The sequence below is a fragment of the Laceyella putida genome (assembly GCF_042665195.1).
GTDB lineage: Bacteria > Bacillota > Bacilli > Thermoactinomycetales > Thermoactinomycetaceae > Laceyella > Laceyella putida.
Map to the genome: position 1 here is coordinate 39211 of NZ_JBHTBW010000045.1, position 17098 is coordinate 56308.

At 48.3% G+C, this 17098-nt stretch carries 17 protein-coding genes and 4 pseudogenes; 4 read left to right on the forward strand and 17 right to left on the reverse strand.

Annotated elements, in window-relative coordinates; genetic code table 11:
* Window positions 1-34 precede the first annotated feature (34 nt).
* The gene (locus tag ACFQNG_RS13330) at window positions 35-394 is read right to left on the reverse strand and encodes a hypothetical protein (protein ID WP_379865714.1); all 360 of its coding nucleotides are present in this window, start codon (window positions 392-394) and stop codon (window positions 35-37) included.
* Window positions 395-630: 236 nt separating this feature from the next.
* Window positions 631-1134 (reverse strand): PCYCGC motif-containing (lipo)protein, encoded by a 504-nt coding sequence (locus ACFQNG_RS13335; protein WP_379865716.1) that lies wholly within the window; start codon window positions 1132-1134, stop codon window positions 631-633.
* A gap of 237 nt (window positions 1135-1371) precedes the next feature.
* Here ACFQNG_RS13335 and ACFQNG_RS13340 point away from each other — a divergent pair, with 237 nt between their 5' ends.
* Window positions 1372-1569 (forward strand): CDGSH iron-sulfur domain-containing protein, encoded by a 198-nt coding sequence (locus ACFQNG_RS13340; protein WP_379865718.1) that lies wholly within the window; start codon window positions 1372-1374, stop codon window positions 1567-1569.
* 369 nt (window positions 1570-1938) lie between these two features.
* On the opposite strand, the gene ACFQNG_RS13345 is transcribed toward ACFQNG_RS13340, so the two are convergent.
* Complete coding sequence (locus ACFQNG_RS13345; RefSeq protein ID WP_379865883.1) at window positions 1939-2499, reverse strand: tetratricopeptide repeat protein; 561 nt, start codon at window positions 2497-2499, stop codon at window positions 1939-1941.
* On the opposite strand from ACFQNG_RS13345, the pseudogene ACFQNG_RS13350 reads away from it, so the two are divergent.
* A pseudogene (locus tag ACFQNG_RS13350) lies at window positions 2405-3054 on the forward strand (ArsR/SmtB family transcription factor). The gene ACFQNG_RS13345 and the pseudogene ACFQNG_RS13350 overlap by 95 nt on opposite strands.
* Window positions 3055-3281: 227 nt before the next feature.
* Here ACFQNG_RS13350 and ACFQNG_RS13355 read toward each other — a convergent pair.
* Both ACFQNG_RS13355 and ACFQNG_RS13360 read right to left on the reverse strand, forming a co-directional pair.
* Window positions 3282-3368 (reverse strand): annotated as a pseudogene (locus ACFQNG_RS13355) (hypothetical protein); the annotation flags it as partial.
* 191 nt (window positions 3369-3559) lie between these two features.
* Window positions 3560-3847: an Mpo1-like protein gene (locus ACFQNG_RS13360; RefSeq protein WP_379865720.1), complete on the reverse strand. Its 288-nt coding sequence runs from the start codon at window positions 3845-3847 to the stop codon at window positions 3560-3562.
* 107 nt (window positions 3848-3954) lie between these two features.
* Between ACFQNG_RS13360 and ACFQNG_RS13365 the strand changes: the two genes are divergently transcribed.
* Complete coding sequence (locus ACFQNG_RS13365) at window positions 3955-4323, forward strand: hypothetical protein (RefSeq protein WP_379865722.1); 369 nt, start codon at window positions 3955-3957, stop codon at window positions 4321-4323.
* 291 nt (window positions 4324-4614) lie between these two features.
* On the opposite strand, the gene ACFQNG_RS13370 is transcribed toward ACFQNG_RS13365, so the two are convergent.
* The 5 genes from ACFQNG_RS13370 to ACFQNG_RS13390 all read right to left on the reverse strand — a co-directional run bounded on the left by ACFQNG_RS13370 (window position 4615) and on the right by ACFQNG_RS13390 (window position 9350).
* On the reverse strand, window positions 4615-5985 hold the full coding sequence (locus ACFQNG_RS13370) for a tetratricopeptide repeat protein (RefSeq protein WP_379865724.1): 1371 nt from the start codon (window positions 5983-5985) through the stop codon (window positions 4615-4617).
* Between the two features lie 112 nt (window positions 5986-6097).
* Window positions 6098-6484 carry an aspartate 1-decarboxylase gene (panD, locus tag ACFQNG_RS13375; protein WP_379865726.1) on the reverse strand — a complete coding sequence of 129 codons (387 nt, stop codon included), beginning with the start codon at window positions 6482-6484 and terminating at the stop codon, window positions 6098-6100.
* A complete protein-coding gene (panC, locus tag ACFQNG_RS13380; RefSeq protein ID WP_379865729.1) occupies window positions 6469-7341 on the reverse strand; it encodes a pantoate--beta-alanine ligase in 873 nt (290 codons plus the stop codon). Before panC ends, panD begins: the two co-directional genes overlap by 16 nt.
* Entirely contained in the window at window positions 7338-8207 is an 870-nt protein-coding gene (panB, locus tag ACFQNG_RS13385; RefSeq protein ID WP_379865730.1) for a 3-methyl-2-oxobutanoate hydroxymethyltransferase, read from the reverse strand. Before panB ends, panC begins: the two co-directional genes overlap by 4 nt.
* Window positions 8208-8492: 285 nt before the next feature.
* Entirely contained in the window at window positions 8493-9350 is an 858-nt protein-coding gene (locus ACFQNG_RS13390) for a cupredoxin domain-containing protein (RefSeq protein WP_379865731.1), read from the reverse strand.
* A 725-nt stretch (window positions 9351-10075) separates the two neighbouring features.
* Between ACFQNG_RS13390 and ACFQNG_RS13395 the strand changes: the two genes are divergently transcribed.
* Complete coding sequence (locus ACFQNG_RS13395) at window positions 10076-10534, forward strand: hypothetical protein (RefSeq protein WP_379865732.1); 459 nt, start codon at window positions 10076-10078, stop codon at window positions 10532-10534.
* A 46-nt stretch (window positions 10535-10580) separates the two neighbouring features.
* On the opposite strand, the pseudogene ACFQNG_RS13400 reads toward ACFQNG_RS13395, so the two are convergent.
* The 7 genes and pseudogenes from ACFQNG_RS13400 to ACFQNG_RS13430 form a co-directional block, all read right to left on the reverse strand.
* Window positions 10581-11350: pseudogene (locus ACFQNG_RS13400) on the reverse strand (tRNA(His) guanylyltransferase Thg1 family protein).
* A gap of 42 nt (window positions 11351-11392) precedes the next feature.
* On the reverse strand, window positions 11393-12337 hold the full coding sequence (locus ACFQNG_RS13405) for an ADP-ribosylglycohydrolase family protein (protein ID WP_379865733.1): 945 nt from the start codon (window positions 12335-12337) through the stop codon (window positions 11393-11395).
* Between the two features lie 47 nt (window positions 12338-12384).
* A pseudogene (locus tag ACFQNG_RS13410) lies at window positions 12385-12528 on the reverse strand (ADP-ribosylglycohydrolase family protein); the annotation flags it as partial.
* A 19-nt stretch (window positions 12529-12547) separates the two neighbouring features.
* Window positions 12548-13438 (reverse strand): ROK family protein, encoded by an 891-nt coding sequence (locus ACFQNG_RS13415; protein ID WP_379865735.1) that lies wholly within the window; start codon window positions 13436-13438, stop codon window positions 12548-12550.
* A gap of 431 nt (window positions 13439-13869) precedes the next feature.
* Window positions 13870-14526 (reverse strand): methionine ABC transporter permease, encoded by a 657-nt coding sequence (locus ACFQNG_RS13420; protein ID WP_379865736.1) that lies wholly within the window; start codon window positions 14524-14526, stop codon window positions 13870-13872.
* Window positions 14523-15572 (reverse strand): methionine ABC transporter ATP-binding protein, encoded by a 1050-nt coding sequence (locus ACFQNG_RS13425; RefSeq protein ID WP_379865737.1) that lies wholly within the window; start codon window positions 15570-15572, stop codon window positions 14523-14525. The genes ACFQNG_RS13420 and ACFQNG_RS13425 overlap by 4 nt, the downstream gene beginning before the upstream one ends.
* 343 nt (window positions 15573-15915) lie before the next feature.
* On the reverse strand, window positions 15916-16740 hold the full coding sequence (locus ACFQNG_RS13430; RefSeq protein WP_379865738.1) for a MetQ/NlpA family ABC transporter substrate-binding protein: 825 nt from the start codon (window positions 16738-16740) through the stop codon (window positions 15916-15918).
* Between the last annotated feature and the right edge of the window lie 358 nt (window positions 16741-17098).

Sequence of the window (17098 nt, forward strand, 5' to 3'; positions counted from 1 at the left end):
AGTGGGCTTTTAATAATAGCGAGTTTATGTAAAACTAATTGAGTTTTTGAACAAGTTCCACCAAATCGTTAAGGCCGCTGATGAGGGCGGAAATCGTGACGGCAATCGCAGCGATGTGCCCGTAGTTTATTTGGAATTCGCCAATTTTTTTGTTCAGTTCAATCAGTTTATCTTTGTCTAACTTTCCTCGTCTTAATTGTTCTTCAACCTGCATGGATGCGTTGAGTTCGAGGTCAATGGTCGGGACTTTTCTGAAAAAAGGCCTTGAATATAATCGCTTTGCTGTTTCCTCTTCTGTCATGTAAGACGATAAATTTCGAATTTCACGGCGGAATTGTTCAAGACATTCGCTCCAAACCCTGCCCTGTTCCATATCTACAGAAATCGTATTCATTCATTCTTGCACCTCATTATATAGAATATAGCATGAATTATATTATATCAGAACAGTATAAGAGTAAAGAGACCACGATCGCTCTCCCCCACAACGTTCATTCGAATCCAACTTCGCTTTTTTCTCATGCACCAAGGACACAAATAGAGGAAAGTTTACGAATAAATAAGTGACACCTTCCCAAACGATTACCCTTGGAACAACAAAAGCTACCCTTGGTCGGGGTAGCTTGTTTTTTACGAAGGCATGGGGGTCGGTGTCGGTTTGGCGTATCCATCCCTGTACTTTTGATCAATGTATTGCCGGATCTCTTTCACCGATTTCCCCTCTTGTTTCAACTTGGCTGACTCCACCGCAATGTCCATGCAGGTGCCGCATTTCGTCCCATGCGAGTCCCAGACGATCTGCCCGTCTTGTTTGATCTCATGGATAAAGCAATCCAGGTTGCTCTCATGACCGGCGCTTTCCCCGCATCCGCAATAGCATGGAATCCATTTCAGCACATCCGCGTTCAGCGCGGCGATTTGGTAGATTTGGGCCACCTTGGGGTCCAGCCCGTTCACAAACGACGGCAACGTTTTCACTCCCGCCGTCGTTTCGCGGGCATCGCCCATCATCTGCTGTTCATTGGCATGATCGGCGGGATGGTGGGGTTGCGCCTCTTCCTGCGCACCGCAACCGGCCAAGCCGCCAACGATCATGACTGTCCCCATGGACAAGATTAACTTTTTGCGAATCATGTTTCTCCTCCTACCGTTGCACAAGCAAATCATCTGGTCTATCACTGATCTTTTCTCCATGATACCACAAAAAAACACCCCGCCATGACCTCCCCTGTAGCGAATCGACAAACGAAACATGAAAAAAGCCGGGTAACAAGCGTTTTTTTCGTTCCATGATCAAACAGGAATATCGAAGAAAAAAGAGAATGGTGCATATGAAAACAATGTTTTTCTTTCACAAGGGGGAAACAAGCCATGGATAAAACCAAAATTCAAGTGTTGGACAATGGGCCGCTGGTTGTCAAAGGTGAAGTTGAACTCGTTGATGCCGAGGGCAACGCGTTCACCCACAAAAAGGTCATTTCCCTGTGCCGTTGCGGCTTGTCCAGCAACAAACCCTTCTGCGATGGCACGCACAAAGGTCAATTTGAGGACTGCGCCCGGGCGGAATGAGCCACACCCCTTTCCTGTTCCCGCCGACGGTGAACGGGGAGCGACTTCGATGAGAAAGAAGGGAAGACGATGATCGAAGGGTTGTTGCCGGATGCCCCGCGCCCCGAGTCGGGGAACCAAGTGATCGACTGGGCCGTATGGGAAGAGATGCACGGCCGGAGGCTGGACGCTTAGCCGTCCATCCGTCTGATTTTCAGAACAATTGAAAAACGACTGCATGTCATGAGGCAAGCCATGTCTTACTGCATCTCGAGTCAGACATGGCTTGTCCATTTGTCCACAGACCGTATGGGTTTATTCTCTTGGCTCAGGATCGTCGTTTCCTCTGTTATGCAGGAACACTTCGCGCATAGTTTCCCCTCCCAGATGTTACACCCCGAATGATTTGAAGTACAATTTCGAGTAAACACGGTAGTTATCCTCATCATCCATCAATAAATAAGTATAGGCCAATCCTTTTAATGCCTTACTTTGAATTTCTTTATCCTCGACATTAAGTTTGTGCACCTCTAAATAATGGGAAAGCGCTTCCTCATAGTGGGAGTCAGCAAGTAACGTTTCCGCCATTAATAGCAGGGCTTGGCCGAGATGATGCAGACAACTCGCCCTTAAATTGGTTTTTTCCAAATCCGGCATCTTGTCGAGGTCACGGATCGTCTGCTCAAAAAATTCAACCGCTTGGTCATACTGCCTCAGTTTGTAATAACACATCCCCTTCAAATAGGTTAAGGCCGGCCCCTGATACTCATCCGGCAACTTATGCAGTTGCCCCAAAGCCTTCTTCGGGTTCAGATGCAGCCTTTGTTTGATCAGAGTGTCGCAAAAAAAGAATCCAATGTCCCAAATCGCCGCCCTGATCAGTGACCCTTCCCGTTCAGCCATTCTCGCCAAATTGTTCGCGGGCGAGTTGGCCAACCATGCCGGCGTCAAGCCTTAAACAGCCAGTTTTCATCTCGCCAAACTGGCCGATCAGGGATGGGTCAGCAGGGAAAAGTACGGCAGGCACCGTTATTACAAAATCGTCGATCCACAGGTGGCGCAAATCCTGGAATCGTTGCTTGTCATGGCCCCGCCCGGCCCCGTGCGACATTGAGGGAGCATGATGAAATGAAAGCGATCCGCTTTGCGCGAACTTGTTATGATCATCTGGCGGGACATGTCGGCGTTTCCGTCACGGATTCGTTGATGCGCATGGGAGCCATTCATGATGCCGATGGCGATTTCGCATTGACCCGTTACGGGGAGCAATTCTTCACCGAACTCGGCTTTGATCTGCCTTCGGCAAAGAAAAAAAGGCGCATATTCTGCCGGAAGTGCCTGGACTGGAGTGAACGGCGTTACCATTTGGCGGGTTCATTGGGGAACGCCTTGTTGGAGAAACTGTTTGAATACGGGTGGATTGAGAGAAACCCGCGCCATCGGGCGGCACATGTGACAGACAAGGGCAAGGCGGAATTGGTGAGGCTGTTTTCGATCCGTCTTTAGGCTATTTTGCGTTTTTGCACCCGATCAAGCAAGCAGGCATCGTGCATTCAAACTCCGTGTCAGCGGATTTGGCGATCCACTCGAGGGATCGCTGCCATTCGTTCCGTTTCAATTTCATGAAAGGATTTTATCCATCAAAAAAAGCCGATTCTTCTGCATTAAGGAAAAATCGGCTTTTTTCTTTCTCTTTCATTTCCCGCGATGCCTTGCCCGGGCAACTATATCCCCACCCCGCCGACCGCTCCCAACATATGTCCGATCATGGATTTGTTCGCTGTGATGGGAATCCGGTAAGCATATTCTCCAAACACCGAGCAACGCCGTCTTTCATCCCACGATTGAAACTGTGGGCTTTCAGCCAGCAAAAATCTGTAAAACCAAGCAGGATGCGGGGTAAAGGGAGAACAGGAACATTCACCAATCCCCTGCTGACATTCCCTTGAATTCATCACGCTTCAAAGATAACCCTCGTCTGAACATGGATGCATGGTCGAAGGCCGAACAATCAATCCTTTCCCTTCTCCTTTTTCGCGAATAACTTCTTCAAGAAATAAACCGGACCGACCAGCAAAAAGGCCGGATTGGAGAAAAACGAGGGTTTCTTCCCCTCAAACCAGTGGCCGACAAATTGGAACACCCAACCGAGTATGAAACAGGTGAGCGCGATACTCCAATCAACGAAAAACCAGATGAGCGAAAAGATGATCAGCGGAATCCCGATGGCATGAAGCAACCGGTTGATCGGATGTTGATGATCTTCGTGGTACTTTTTGAAAAATTCATTCAAATCCAATGCGATCCCTCTCTTTCTTGGTGTCTTTCCCTCATCTTCTAGTATATCGGACTAACCTCCCTGTTTGCCACATATACATACATGTGATGAATGGGGAGGTGAGACATTTGAAGGAAGAGAAGCATCCAACTTGGAAACAGATCACCATTGGCACGTTGGCGGGGATCAATCTGATGTTTCTTGCGCTCATTGCCGGTAAGGAGAGCATTGCCATTGAAGAAGCCGTCCCTTCTCTGGCCAAGACACCGAAGGGTCCGAGCGAGCGGATCGAGTATGGGATGGAGTTGGTGGAAACGACCACGGCTTCGGCGCAAGATCTCCCTTCCACGGCTGGCCGTTGGATTGTGGAACATTATCTCCAATACGAATATCATTATGATCAGAATGGTCGGCTCTTGTTTAAGAGTCCCACCAAAGAGCACTCTTATTTGCGCTACTTTCAACCACAAGGAAAAGCCACTTCAACCCCATCATGAAGTGGCTTAGTTTGCTGGCTAAGTACCCCCGGAGTCGATTTTTGAGTCTTCGTTCCTTGGTCGCCTTATCGGGAAGAAGCTCCGTCGCCGAACTCAGGCGCGGGCAAAGTCACTGTCGTTCTCAGGGTTGCCCGCTTTCCTCCTTCGTTCGGCACTTCGCTCGATAAACAGCTCCCAGTCACTCCGCTTTCAAAAATCTCCCTCCTCTAATGTTTATCATGAACCTGAGCCACTTCACCCCCATCTTGAAGTGGCTTTTTTCTGGCCTGTGACGCTTCCGTCCGCCTCCGGTTACGTGACAATTTCACTCCAGCAAGAACGAGTGTGGTCCGGACATCCGTTCATCAGATGGCACACCCCTTCGAAGAACAGCGGATCTTTCCAGTCTTTCGCCAATTGGCGCGCCTCCTTGAAATGGCGTATCGCCTCATCCACGTTTTTCTGCTCAAGAAAGATGCGGCCTTTCTGATAATGGCCCATCGCCTTTAACGTGGGGATTTCTTGCTCCATCAATTGTTCCGCCAAGCGGCTCGCTTCTTGGTAATCGCCCTGTTGTGAAGAGAGGCGTGAACGCATGGCCAGCCACATCGGCTGCTCGACCTGTTCAAGCGGCAACAAGTCCAGCGCATGTACCGCTTTCCTCATCTGGCCACTGGCCATCGACATCCATACATAAGCAAATAACAAGGGTTGATCATCCCGAAACAGGGTCAATCCCTTTTTCAGCCACATGATCGCTTCATCCGTGCGCTTCAGGGCCCATAAATTCCAAGCCATCCCATGATAAGCGCCAGTCCGCTTCGGATCGGACGCCAGTAAACGTTGGTACCACTCCAGCGCCTGCTCGTGATCCCCCATTTCCTCATAATCATGGGCGATGGATTCCAGAATCCGGGGATGATGGGTCTTCTCGTACGAAGCCAAGCGCCAAAAAGAGACGCTATTCCACTCTTGGCAATGCCGGTAACAATGGGATAAATAATACATGGCCTCCCAATCGTCTTCATTGACGGAGAGGGCATGGTAGAAGTAAGGGACCGCTTCATGGTACTCTCCCAACCGAAAATGGCACGCCCCCAAGTTAAACCACGCATCTTCATGATCGGGCAACAAGGACGTCACCTTGGAGAATTGCTTAATCGCTTTACGGTCATCTCCCCGCTTGACGGCGATGCAACCGAGCATATGATGGGCAAATCCTACAAACGAGTCGTGGGAAGCCGTGTTGGTCACCAACTGGAAGTGGCGCTCAGCTTCATGTAGCTCCCCTTCATGAAACTGGCTCAATCCCAAATATATCCTTCCCAAAAGGAAGTCGGGTTCATGCTCAACCACTTCCTCAAACAATTGCTTCGCTTCCTTAAACATTGTCAACCCATAATAACCTTGCCCCTGCCGAAAGGAACGCACAGCCGATTCATGGAGCCACACTTCTTCTTCGATCTCTTTTTCCTCTTCGTTTAAATCAGGATATTTCTCCATCAGTTCCGCCAATTGTTCCGCGATGACAGCCCAGCTCTCCAACATCTGGTCACACGATTTTTTGATTTCACGAAAGCGATTGCGCCACTTGGGCTTTTCGGACACTGGACTTTGGGCATATTGCGTCTCTATCTCACTCAACGCTTGTTGCACCAACTCCAGCCATTGCTGATGATACATCCTTCTTCCCCCCTCTTCGGTCCGGTCGTTTAGGGGGAAGTATGCCCGGATGATGGCCAATCAATGTACAAAAAAGCCCTCATGGCTCCATGAGGGCGGAATCTGAAATGGGTCATACCATAACCGTGCCGTGCACTTCTTCACCTAACATTTCCACTATGTTGTTTTCTTCATCGAGCACGGCCACCACAGGTTGATGCCTTTTGGCCGCTTGATCTTCCATCAGCGCATAGGAAATGATGATGACACGATCTCCCGGCTGCACCAAACGCGCCGCCGCCCCATTCAAACAAATAACCTTGCTCCCGCGTGCACCGGGAATCACATAGGTTTCAAAGCGGGCGCCATTGTTGTTATTCACGATTTGCACTTTTTCATTGGGCAAGATATCCACTTTCTCCAGGATCTCCTCATCGATGGTGATGCTGCCCACATAGTTCAAATTGGCTTCGGTCACCGTCGCACGGTGGATTTTCGCCTTCATCATCGTACGGAACATGTCTCTTCCCCTCTTCCATCCAACAGTACGTTATCGATCAACCGCGTTTTTCCAAACCGCACGGCGACAGCCACGATCATGCGTTCTCCCATGCGTTCGCCGAGCGGCTCCAATCGGGGATAACTCAATGTTTCAACATAGTCGATATCGGCCAGCGGTTTTGTTTGTATGCGCTTACGCACGTATTCAGTGATCTCATCGGCATGGGAGAAACACCCCTGCACCCATTTTTCTTTGGCTTCCCGCAAGGATTGGTTGAGGATCAACGCTTGTTCCCTTTCCTCCGGAGAAAGATACACGTTGCGGGAACTGAGCGCCAACCCATCGGCTTCCCTGACCGTCGGACACGGTACAATGGTCACCGGAAAATGCAGATCCGTCACCATCTGCTCAATCACGGCCACTTGCTGGGCGTCTTTCATGCCGAAATAGGCCCGCTGCGGCTCGACGATATGGAACAATTTCGTCACCACCGTCGTCACGCCCGCAAAATGCCCCGGCCTTGAAGCTCCGCACAAGCGCTCAGTCACTTTCTCCACATGAACCTGGGTGAGGATCTCGGTCGGATACATTTCACTGACAGAAGGATGGAACAGATAATCCACCCCTGCCGCCTCGGCAAGTGCGGCATCCCGCTCCAAATCGCGCGGATATCGGTCCAAATCTTCATTTGGGCCAAATTGCAACGGATTGACGAAAATGGACATCACCACTGTGTCGCATTCTTGCTTGGCCCGTTCCACCAGGCTGAGATGCCCTTGATGCAAATATCCCATCGTCGGGACAAAACCAATCGTCCCTTGACGGTGCGGTTTGAGCTCGTTTCTCAGTTCCTTGACAGTTTCGATGATTTTCATGTGGTTGTTACTCCTTCTTTTGCTCCATACAATCGCCCCGCCGTTTCATCCTCCAGATGCGTCACATGTTCAGCTTGTGGAAACTGGCGATTTTTCACTTCTTGCACATACTCTGCAATCCCCTCCGTCATCATCTGGCCCGCTTTGCGGTACACCTTGACAAAAGAGGGATGCCATTCGCCGGAAAGCGCAAGCACATCATGATAAACCAACACTTGCCCATCGCAATACCGCCCGGCACCAATGCCAATCGTCGGCACATGCAGCTTCTCACTGATCAGGCGGGCCAACTCTTCCGGCACGCATTCCAGCACCAAGGCGCAGATGCCGGCTTCCTCCAAGCTTTGCGCCTCCTCGATCAGCCGTTCGGCAGCGGCCAGCTCTTTGCCTTGGATCATGTAACCGCCCAATTGGTTAACCGACTGCGGAGTCAAACCAAGATGCCCCACCACCGGAATCCCAGCTTGGGTCAACGCTCGGACATTCTCTATAATCTCACGACCGCCTTCCAACTTCACACCATACGCGCCCCCCTCTTGCATGAGGCGTGCGGCTGCTTTTAAGACTTCATCACGCGACAAATGCGCCATCATAAAAGGCAAATCCGCAATTACCATGGCTCTTTTGGCGCCACGGGTAACCGCTTTGGTATGATGCAACATGTCCTCCAGCGTAACGGGAATGGTCGAATCATACCCCAACACAACCATGCCAAGCGAATCGCCAACCAAAATCATATCCGCCCCGGCCGCCTCGGCCATCTTCGCCGCTGGATAATCATAAGCTGTGATCATGGCGATCGGTTCATGTTCTTGTTTCATCTTCACCAATGTTCGGGTTGTCACTCGTCTTTTTACCGTGCTCAACAAGGTACCCTCCTTTTAGTAGGGCCCTTGGGGCAGAGAAATAGAAAACGCCACGATCAGCCACACAAAGGGACTAAAAGGGCGCACGCATCTTTCACCGCTTGCTCTGTCTCCGTCCCAAAGGCTCGAAGCAGAAAATGGCTTCTTCACATATTTTGTTCCAAACAGCAAAAGTGTAAAAAATCGGGTTTCAGTGCAGCTCTGATTTTAGATGCCGCCTTATCCCCAGCTTTAGGTTAACCAAAATCAAAACACAATGCAATGATTTTCTTTAAACAACCAAAATCATTCTATCAAAAGCCAACCCATCCTTGTCCCGCAGCGCACCGGATACGTCCCCTCGTGGACGGGAGTGAACTCAACCGTGGTCGTCCCTTTCACCACAGGCTTTTCAATCTGAAATTCCTCAATCAGGAGGCTCCTTCCACAAGCCGACTCCGACTCCGCCGTTACTTGCAACTGCAGGGGAATGCCCGCTTTCGCTTGGATCATGTCCGGACTCCATCCCGTTGCCGTGACATGCATTTGGGCCACTTGATGATCGGTTTTCTGTACGGCAGACACCGTGCGCGCCGGATCTTGGGAATGTTGGTGTGGATGGGCATGATTTGGCGGTGTCTCCGCTTGCGATAAGAGACCCGCCTGTTTCCAGACCAGCGCGGTGACCATGAGGATGGCGAACCCCCAAAGGATCCAGCTCTCCATTCCCCCGTCACCCATCCTCTTCGCCTCTCGCCCCATTAATTGGCCCAGCAACAAGGAAACGGCAACAAAAAGCGTGGCCATCAACCCAATGGTGAGATCGGGTGCCTCCTCTAGCACCATCACGCCCAACATCACCCCCATCATGCCTCCCATGATCCCGGCCACGATTCCGTCGATGGCCGCCAATAAACTGAATGGCTTACCCAATAGATAACCCATCGACAAACTGAAGACCATGGCGATCTCCGTCGGCAAAAACATCCCTCCCCCAAACAGGGTGCCCAAGATCGTTCCCGAGAGCAGCCCCACCATCGTCGCACCCCCCATCGCCACCATCATCCCGACATGGTTTGAAAGTTGCCGTCGATAGCGATAAGTGATGAAAAGGAGATAGCCACAACCGAGTCCCAACACCATCCCACCCAGCACCGCAAACATGCGCAGCCTCCTTTCGAGATCTCTAAGCGGACTCTTCCGCCTCTTATCATTCAGAATGTTCGATCTATTAGCCGAATAACCCCCCCCGAACCAGACGCAAACGCTTCCCAAATTCATTTTATCATAGATGCGAATGACTTCACCCTTGACCATCTTAATATTTTTCAATACTTCACACCAATTCCAGGCAGCCCCTATTCATCGCTATATAACACCATTCTTATTGAAATATAATTTTCGTGTTCTAATGATAAAAATAACAAATATTGAACCACCAATAACAAAAAGCTGGTTATTTTATGGAAACAGGGAGATTTCCAACCAATTATATAAAACCCCTCTGCAAACTGGGAGGAGATAGTAGGGATATATTTAAAATAATTTATCGATTTTAGCGGAATTAAAGAAGGGAATTCCCTTAATTTGTTGAAAAACAACAATATAACGAGAGGAGGTGACCACCATGATCCGCAACTTACAAGTGGGCGAGCCACCTGAAGCGTGAGCGATGAACATCACAGTCCTACATAAGCAGCCTAAACGTTTTAAAAACACATCTATCGTTAAATATTTTTAAAAAACTCCAACAATTGCGATCTTACGGCTGCTTGAACGGCAAAGTCATGGGACCCATTGATCAAGCCCTTCGATTCAGTAGGGGGGCTTTTTTCTTTGACAGGGCATGTCGCGTTTCTCTAGATGGGTATCAGGGGGGATAGCTTCACATGGAGGAGGTTGTCAACACGATGGAGTTGGTTGAAAAACAGCTCTACAGGGTGTTTAGTCATTCCCAATCTTTGCTTGGACAGGAGGGGTTGTATTGCATGGCGACCGATGCGGACAGTGCTCGCCGTTATTTTATTGAACAATCCATCACTGCAGAGCTGAAGCACAACCGCGGATACTATCTGACCCGATTTAGCGAGGCGGCAGATTTTGTGTTTGCGGAGCAATTTGTAGAACGAACCGCTACTGAAGAACAACCAACCACCTATCAATTATGTGAAAAAAAAGTGAAAGAGTGGTTTCGAAATCGAGTCGAATGGGCCGAACTCTTTTTGCGCTATCATCGCGGCGAATCCATTGCATTTCCTGAAGAAATGATCCGTTACATTGTTAAAAGGGATATTCTCAGCGTAGACGCCGTTTACACGGAAAAAGTGGATTACATTGAAATCGATTGATTGTGATACAGAAAACGCGACCAACACACTGGTCGCGGTATTTTGTCTAAGTTTCCCGTTTCGGATCGTCCCGATTCGGATAGACATATTGTTCTATATAGGCGCGGTCTTGGGTAAAGATGGGGATGTTCTCATCAACCATCCACTAATTTCGTTGTACCCGGACCAATTGACCTTGATGAATCACCTCATGCGACACCGTTTTCTTGACCACACATACCCCACGCTTCTGCCATACCGGCAAGTCGTTCCAATTCAAGTTCTTTTCCAGCATTAATTTGTCTTGCAACTGATTCGATTTTAATCCATCCACTTCTTTATGCGAAAAATGCGCCCTGGCCACCATCGAAATGCTATTTTTAGTGGCATCTTGTTGCCGCCAGATGAAATAGTTGGCCACTTCCTCTTTAGGCAAAATCCACGCCCTGGCACAAAAAACGCGAGCGGTTGCTCGGGCCGATGCTCCCTCATCAGCGCATTGAATTTCGCAGTGGCCATGCTGGCGGAGACACTCACGATTTTTTGCAATTGGTTATTGAACCACGCTTCGGAATCGGGTTGTTCATAGTTTATCAGCAAAAGCGAGATTTCGTCACTCTGCTGATATGCCAAGCGACAACCGATGATTTGACTGGCCAAAAATGCGCTTGTCTCCCACAACGCCCGTTGCAAACGCTCATCAAATGGTTTGTTCATTTCACGCGTATATGTGTGAAATGATTTCCCATCAATGCGGATCATGAGCGGCACCCGTTTCGGCAAGGTGTGACGCGAATGAAATTCATATTCTTTCATGCGATCCCCTAAACGGTCCATGCTTGTCTCATCCCTTCCTCAAAAATGGGGAGCGGTTCCCCCCTACTTCCATAACTGGAATGCTTTCTCTATCCGGGTTAACTCCGTTTCCCGCTGTAAAAACTGATCGCGTGTCTCCGGCAAGACATGGCTTGTCATCGCTTCCGCATAAGACTCCAGCCGCTTGCGATCATAAAACTGTTCGGCGGGAATCCATTCATCGCCATGCCGCGCACCCAACACGGCACCGGCGATCGCCGCCACGGTATCCGTATCAAAGCCTTCCCTAATGATCGAACGCAGAGCATCCATCGGTTCCAAATCATCGCGGCAGGCCATGAGCAGGGCATGAAAACCCCCAAGCAAGACAAACCCTTGATTGGGATGAGCCCGGGTAAAGCCTTCTTTCAAATGGGGGCGCGCCCAATCGGACAATCGTTGCCTCATCTCGCCGACCGGCAGCTGAACCCAAGCGTGGGCATGTTCCAACGCCTCACGCACAATGGAAGAATGAGCCTCCTCCACCTGCCAGCCCTGTCCCGACATCTCGTTCACTCTCTCTTCGCCTTGCCGGGCGAGCTCAGGCAGAACAAGGAGCACCTCATTGGCTGCCTTCCCTTGCAACAACAAAGCGATCGCCTGGGCCAACACGGCCGCAAAACCCGCCGCCCTCGCATCCGCATGGGTAGCCAAACTGGATTCCAGCGCCACTTGCCACAGGAGATCCACCTGTTCCGGTTGACAATACAAAGCTCCCAGCGGCCCTACACGCATGGCCGCGCCCATGCCGGCTGATGGGCTGCCCGCTTTTTCAATGGGAGCCCCTTTGCGCATGCGGTGCAAGGCATCCGTGAAGAAACGTCCCACCCCACGCCAAACGCCCTGCCGCATCCCTTGCACAAGCAAGCTTTTCCAAGCATCTTTGTCCCAACCGGACTCCGCCAAACAGATCTGCGCGAGCGCCAACGCTTGCTGTGTGTCATCTGAGTGCAAACCGAGCGGTCGCAAGCGGCGGTGTTTTTTTCATCAATCCTCTCCAATGGATAAGCTGTCGGCAGTTCCTTATAATCGCCGTATACTTCGGCGATTTCCCGCTTCCGCCATCCCTCCACGGGACAGCCGAGCACATCTCCCCAAGCCAAACCGAGCAATACCCCTCGTATCCGCGTTTTCATCTCCTCTTGTCTCCTTTTTAACATATTTCAGGCGGTGGAAGGTTTATCGTTCCAGCAAAAACAAAGCCGCGGCGCCGATCAAACCGGTATCAGAACGTAAGCTGGCTGGCACAATCTCCGTCTTTTTCCCAAACGGCGTACACGCATGTTGTTGCACATGGTTGCGCAGAGCTTGAAACAACGGCTCCCCCACATTGGAAACCCCACCGCCGATAATGATTTTCTCCGGTTCGGCAAAAGCGATCAAGTTGGTGCAAAATATGCCAAGATGACGAAATGTCTCTTCAACCAGGGGAACCATCACCGCATCGCCCTGCTGGTAACGGCGAAACACCTCCGCCGTCGTTAGCGTTTCCCCAGTCAAGGCGGACGCCCGTTTCACTATCGCTGTGCCTGAAGCCAGATCTTCAATCGTCTCACCCGCCGCATTCATCACCATAAATCCAACTTCTGCCGCGTTGCCGTATTTCCCCCAGAGGACATCGCCATTGATATAGAAGCCTCCACCCACTCCCGTGCTGATGGTAAGGTAGACAAAACTGTCATTCTCCTTGCCCGCTCCCAACCATTTCTCGGCAAGCGTGGCCACATTGGCATCATTCTCAATCAGAATGGAGAGCGAAAGCTTTTTTGCCAAATAAGACCGCATCTGAAATCCATGCCAGGTGGGTAAATTGGGAGGACACACGATGGTTCCTCGCTCCCTGTCAATCGGGCCCGGCACGCCAAACCCGATTCCCACTAGGGTATCGATGTTCACTTCAGCTTCGGCGATCAGCATGCGAATCGTTTCCATGATCTTGTCACACATCCGCTCCGGCTTCCAATCGATTTCGGTGGGAATCACCTCTTTATGCAGGATGTTTCCCACTTGGTCCACCAATCCGATCGCGGTTTTCGTGCCGCCTATATCCACACCCAGCGCCACTTTCATCTTTATCACCCACACAATTGTTCATAGTTAAAATAATCTTTCATAAATGAATACATTGATAGAATACCGCATAAACAAGGTAAGCGCTATCATCCTTTGTCATATTGGGAAAGAATCAGGTAGCACAGCGAATTTGCCGGGGAGATCCTGGGACACCTCAAGAAGGAACTGGCTAAGGAATCCGGTTTCTCCTATCTTGAGATCCGGTAAAATCACCAGTATGCGCTTAGATCAGGGTTTAACCCGTCGATCGCCTTAACGGACCGGATTAATTACCTCCTTGAGTACACTGTAACTCATCAATTCTTGTAGTCAAAAAAAAGCGTCCCAAAATCCAATTTTCGGGACATTCTCTTCTTATCTATAATATTCTCGCTTTATACTTCATAGTCACCTCCAAGTAAATTTCAACATTCCGACTTTCATACGTTTTACTTTAATTTCCTTGCCGCCCAGTTACCTAAGGATTGAATCATTTGTACCAGGCAAATCAAAATAATCACCGTGACGATCATAACGGGTAAATCCCATTGCTGGTAACCGTAGCGTAAGGCAAGATCACCCAATCCTCCTGCGCCAATCGCGCCTGCCATTGCCGTGGCACCGATCAAACCAATGGTGGAGATGGTTAGGCATAGCAAAATACCTGGTCTTGCCTCCCGCACCATAATCCGAAAGACAATTTGTGCCCGCGATGCGCCCATGGCCCAGTATGCCTCAATGACACCGCGGTCTACCTCAAGCAGTGCCGTTTCCATGAGCCGTGCAATGTACGGAGCAGTGTAAACAATAAGCGGGACAATAGCCCCCTCAATTCCGATCGTCGTGCCAACAATGAATTCAGTAAAAGGAATAATAGCTACCATTAATATAATGAATGGAAGGGAACGAACAATATTAATGATCGTATTTAGGATAAGAAACAGCCATTTATTCGGCGCAAGATGATTCGGTCGCGTAATGACTAACATAACACCAAGCGGAATTCCGATGATGGTAGAGATAATAAGCGAAATCATGACCATCATAATCGTTTCATATAAAGATTGCGTGAACAGCGGGGTCAATTCAAAAAGCCTTTGTGTCATTTTGCAACCACCTCTTCAGCATCGTACTCTGATCTTATATCCACATGGTATACTACCTGTTTAAGATAGGTTATAGCCTGAGCTACTCCTTCTCTTTCACCGGATATTTGAAGGAATAAAATCCCCAGAGGGGTCCCTTTAATATAGTTAATGGAACCAAAAAGCACATTCGACGTAACACGGTACCGGGTAGCAAGGGTACTGATGACTGGATCAAGAGCAGCATCCCCGCGAAAGGACACTCGTAGAATTTTCGAGCAAGGACTAGATACCGCTATTTTCTCTATCATGTCCTTTGGAATGGCGTCATCAAAAACGGTACGTATAAAATTTTTCGTTGTCGGATGTTTTGGTGTACTAAAAATATCAAGAACACTTCCTTGTTCAATCACTTCCCCTTTTTCCATAACTGCCACACGGTCACAAATTTTTTTAATGACCTCCATCTCATGCGTTATGAGCAAGATCGTTAAACCCAATTTTTCATTAATATTAAGTAGCAACTCCAGAATGGACTCCGTAGTCTGGGGATCAAGTGCAGAGGTTGCTTCATCGCATAACAGAATTTCTGGCTCCATGGCTAACGCGCGAGCAATCCCTACCCGCTGTTTCTGTCCGCCTGATAATTGTGAAGGATATTCCCCTGCTTTGTCTGCCAATCCGACAAGTCTCAGTAGCCCTTCGACTTTCTTTTTTATTTCCTGTTTAGGTACATGAGTCATGCGAAGAATCTCTGCAACGTTGTCAAACACATTATAGGAAGAAAGAAGATTGAAATGTCGGAATATTATACCGATCTTCTTTCTTGAGATTCTTAACTGTTTCTCATTTAATTGCAAAAGGTTTTTCCCGTTGACAATAACAGTACCACTTATCGGCTTTTCAAGAAGATTAACTATGCGGAGTAGGGTGCTTTTTCCTGCTCCGCTAGAACCAATCACCCCGAAAATTTCTCCCTTTTTTACATGGATGGTCACGCCTTTTAACGCCTCTACTTCTCTCTTGCCTACTTTGAATGTTTTGTGAATATTGGTAAGTTGGATCATTTCCCCACCCTCCCCTTGAGTCCTCACTCCTACATTTTCTTCGCGAAATATAGTATTTGTGCAAGAAAGGCTGCATCCAATTCATAAAGTTTGACAACCCTGCAATGTGTTTTTCGAAGGTCAAAGCTTTGCCGATCGTATCTTCCAGCGTCCTGGGCGGCACGTTACATGTCTATATTTTGCGATATCGACACCTGCAATCAGATTTTGTGTATCATTCATTTGGCGTCCTCCCTTGGTTCTGATCAAGGATTCATAAGTGTAAGCTTCGGACACCACGTTTCACACCAAGGGGAATTTTTTTGTCAAATCTCGAATTTCTTCTATTACAGAAAATAATCTTTTAATTTCGGAAAGGGTCTTCAACAGGTTTATATACTCCTTCGTAATTTTCTTGGATAAACTTCTTCACTTCGTCAGAAGAGTACAATTCAACCAACTTTTTATAATCCGGATTATCTTTATTTTTTTCGTTTGTTGCCACATAAATTGCGAACCTTTCATTGTCCTCTAAAAACAGTGCATCCTTTTTGGGGTTATAGCCGTTCTGCAAAGCATAATTACTCGGAATGATTGATGCATCAAGACTGTTCAGTGTAGGTGCCAACATTCCTGCTTCTAACTCTTTCAATTTAAAGTGTTTTGGATTTTCTTTGATATCCTGCAAGGTTGCCTTATTTTCTGAACCGGGTTTTAATTTAATGAGCCCCGCATCCTGATAAATAAGAATTCCCCTCCACAGATTGATAGGATCGTTTGGGATACCTAAGGTAGCTCCATCCGGAATCTCTTCAATTTTCTTATATTTTTTGGAATAAATCCCCTGAGAACTGGTATACACTTTTCCAATCGGAACAATATTCGTTTTACGATCTTTATTATATTGATTTAAGAATTGAATCGTTTGGTATACGTTTACATCAATTTTTCCTTTATCCAGAGCTTGGTTCGGCACAATATAATCATTAAATGGCACAACCTTAATATGAATTCCCTCCTTTTTTGCAACTTCTTTTACTTTGTTGGCAATTTTCTCAAACGGTCCTGACGTTACACCAACAATAATCGTCTTTTCCTTATTTTCATGTGTAGTTTCTTGGCTACTGCAACTCACAAGTAACGCCAGTAAAGTAGTGGCAAGTAAAATTCCTATCATTTTTTTCTTCATTTTTACTCACTCCAATAGTTTTATTTATAGAGAGGCTGTTTTACCTAGGTTTATTCTGGGTTAGTGAGCTTAAAATGCAACAAGCTATATAGAACTGCCTACCACATAAGTACATTGTATGAATTAAGCATAGACTCTCAATAGTGATTCTAATGTTGGTTTTGCTGGGGGTGTCCTTCCACTACCTGTGCGTGTCTGATAAATATGTCGGCGGCTCCATTACCGTTTTCCCATTCGCTTCACGCATGACGAGGCGCTCATCGGGAAAAGGGTTTTCCGCCTTCTCCCAATGATCAACCTGATTTGCCCGACACGCCCTAGAATGGATACAAACTTCACATAGTAAAAGTTTTTCCTC

What these genes read in the sequence shown, in the direction of transcription:
- ACFQNG_RS13370 (WP_379865724.1), bottom strand. Translation starts at nt 5,985, where the DNA reads ATGTATCATCAGCAATGGCTGGAGTTGGTGCAACAAGCGTTGAGTGAG.
- ACFQNG_RS13415 (WP_379865735.1), bottom strand. Translation starts at nt 13,438, where the DNA reads ATGAAAGTGGCGCTGGGTGTGGATATAGGCGGCACGAAAACCGCGATC.
- ACFQNG_RS13420 (WP_379865736.1), bottom strand. Translation starts at nt 14,526, where the DNA reads ATGACACAAAGGCTTTTTGAATTGACCCCGCTGTTCACGCAATCTTTA.
- ACFQNG_RS13395 (WP_379865732.1), top strand. Translation starts at nt 10,076, where the DNA reads ATGGAGGAGGTTGTCAACACGATGGAGTTGGTTGAAAAACAGCTCTAC.
- ACFQNG_RS13330 (WP_379865714.1), bottom strand. Translation starts at nt 394, where the DNA reads ATGAATACGATTTCTGTAGATATGGAACAGGGCAGGGTTTGGAGCGAA.
- ACFQNG_RS13425 (WP_379865737.1), bottom strand. Translation starts at nt 15,572, where the DNA reads ATGATCCAACTTACCAATATTCACAAAACATTCAAAGTAGGCAAGAGA.
- panD (WP_379865726.1), bottom strand. Translation starts at nt 6,484, where the DNA reads ATGTTCCGTACGATGATGAAGGCGAAAATCCACCGTGCGACGGTGACC.
- ACFQNG_RS13335 (WP_379865716.1), bottom strand. Translation starts at nt 1,134, where the DNA reads ATGATTCGCAAAAAGTTAATCTTGTCCATGGGGACAGTCATGATCGTT.
- panC (WP_379865729.1), bottom strand. Translation starts at nt 7,341, where the DNA reads ATGAAAATCATCGAAACTGTCAAGGAACTGAGAAACGAGCTCAAACCG.
- ACFQNG_RS13430 (WP_379865738.1), bottom strand. Translation starts at nt 16,740, where the DNA reads ATGAAGAAAAAAATGATAGGAATTTTACTTGCCACTACTTTACTGGCG.
- ACFQNG_RS13390 (WP_379865731.1), bottom strand. Translation starts at nt 9,350, where the DNA reads ATGTTTGCGGTGCTGGGTGGGATGGTGTTGGGACTCGGTTGTGGCTAT.
- ACFQNG_RS13340 (WP_379865718.1), top strand. Translation starts at nt 1,372, where the DNA reads ATGGATAAAACCAAAATTCAAGTGTTGGACAATGGGCCGCTGGTTGTC.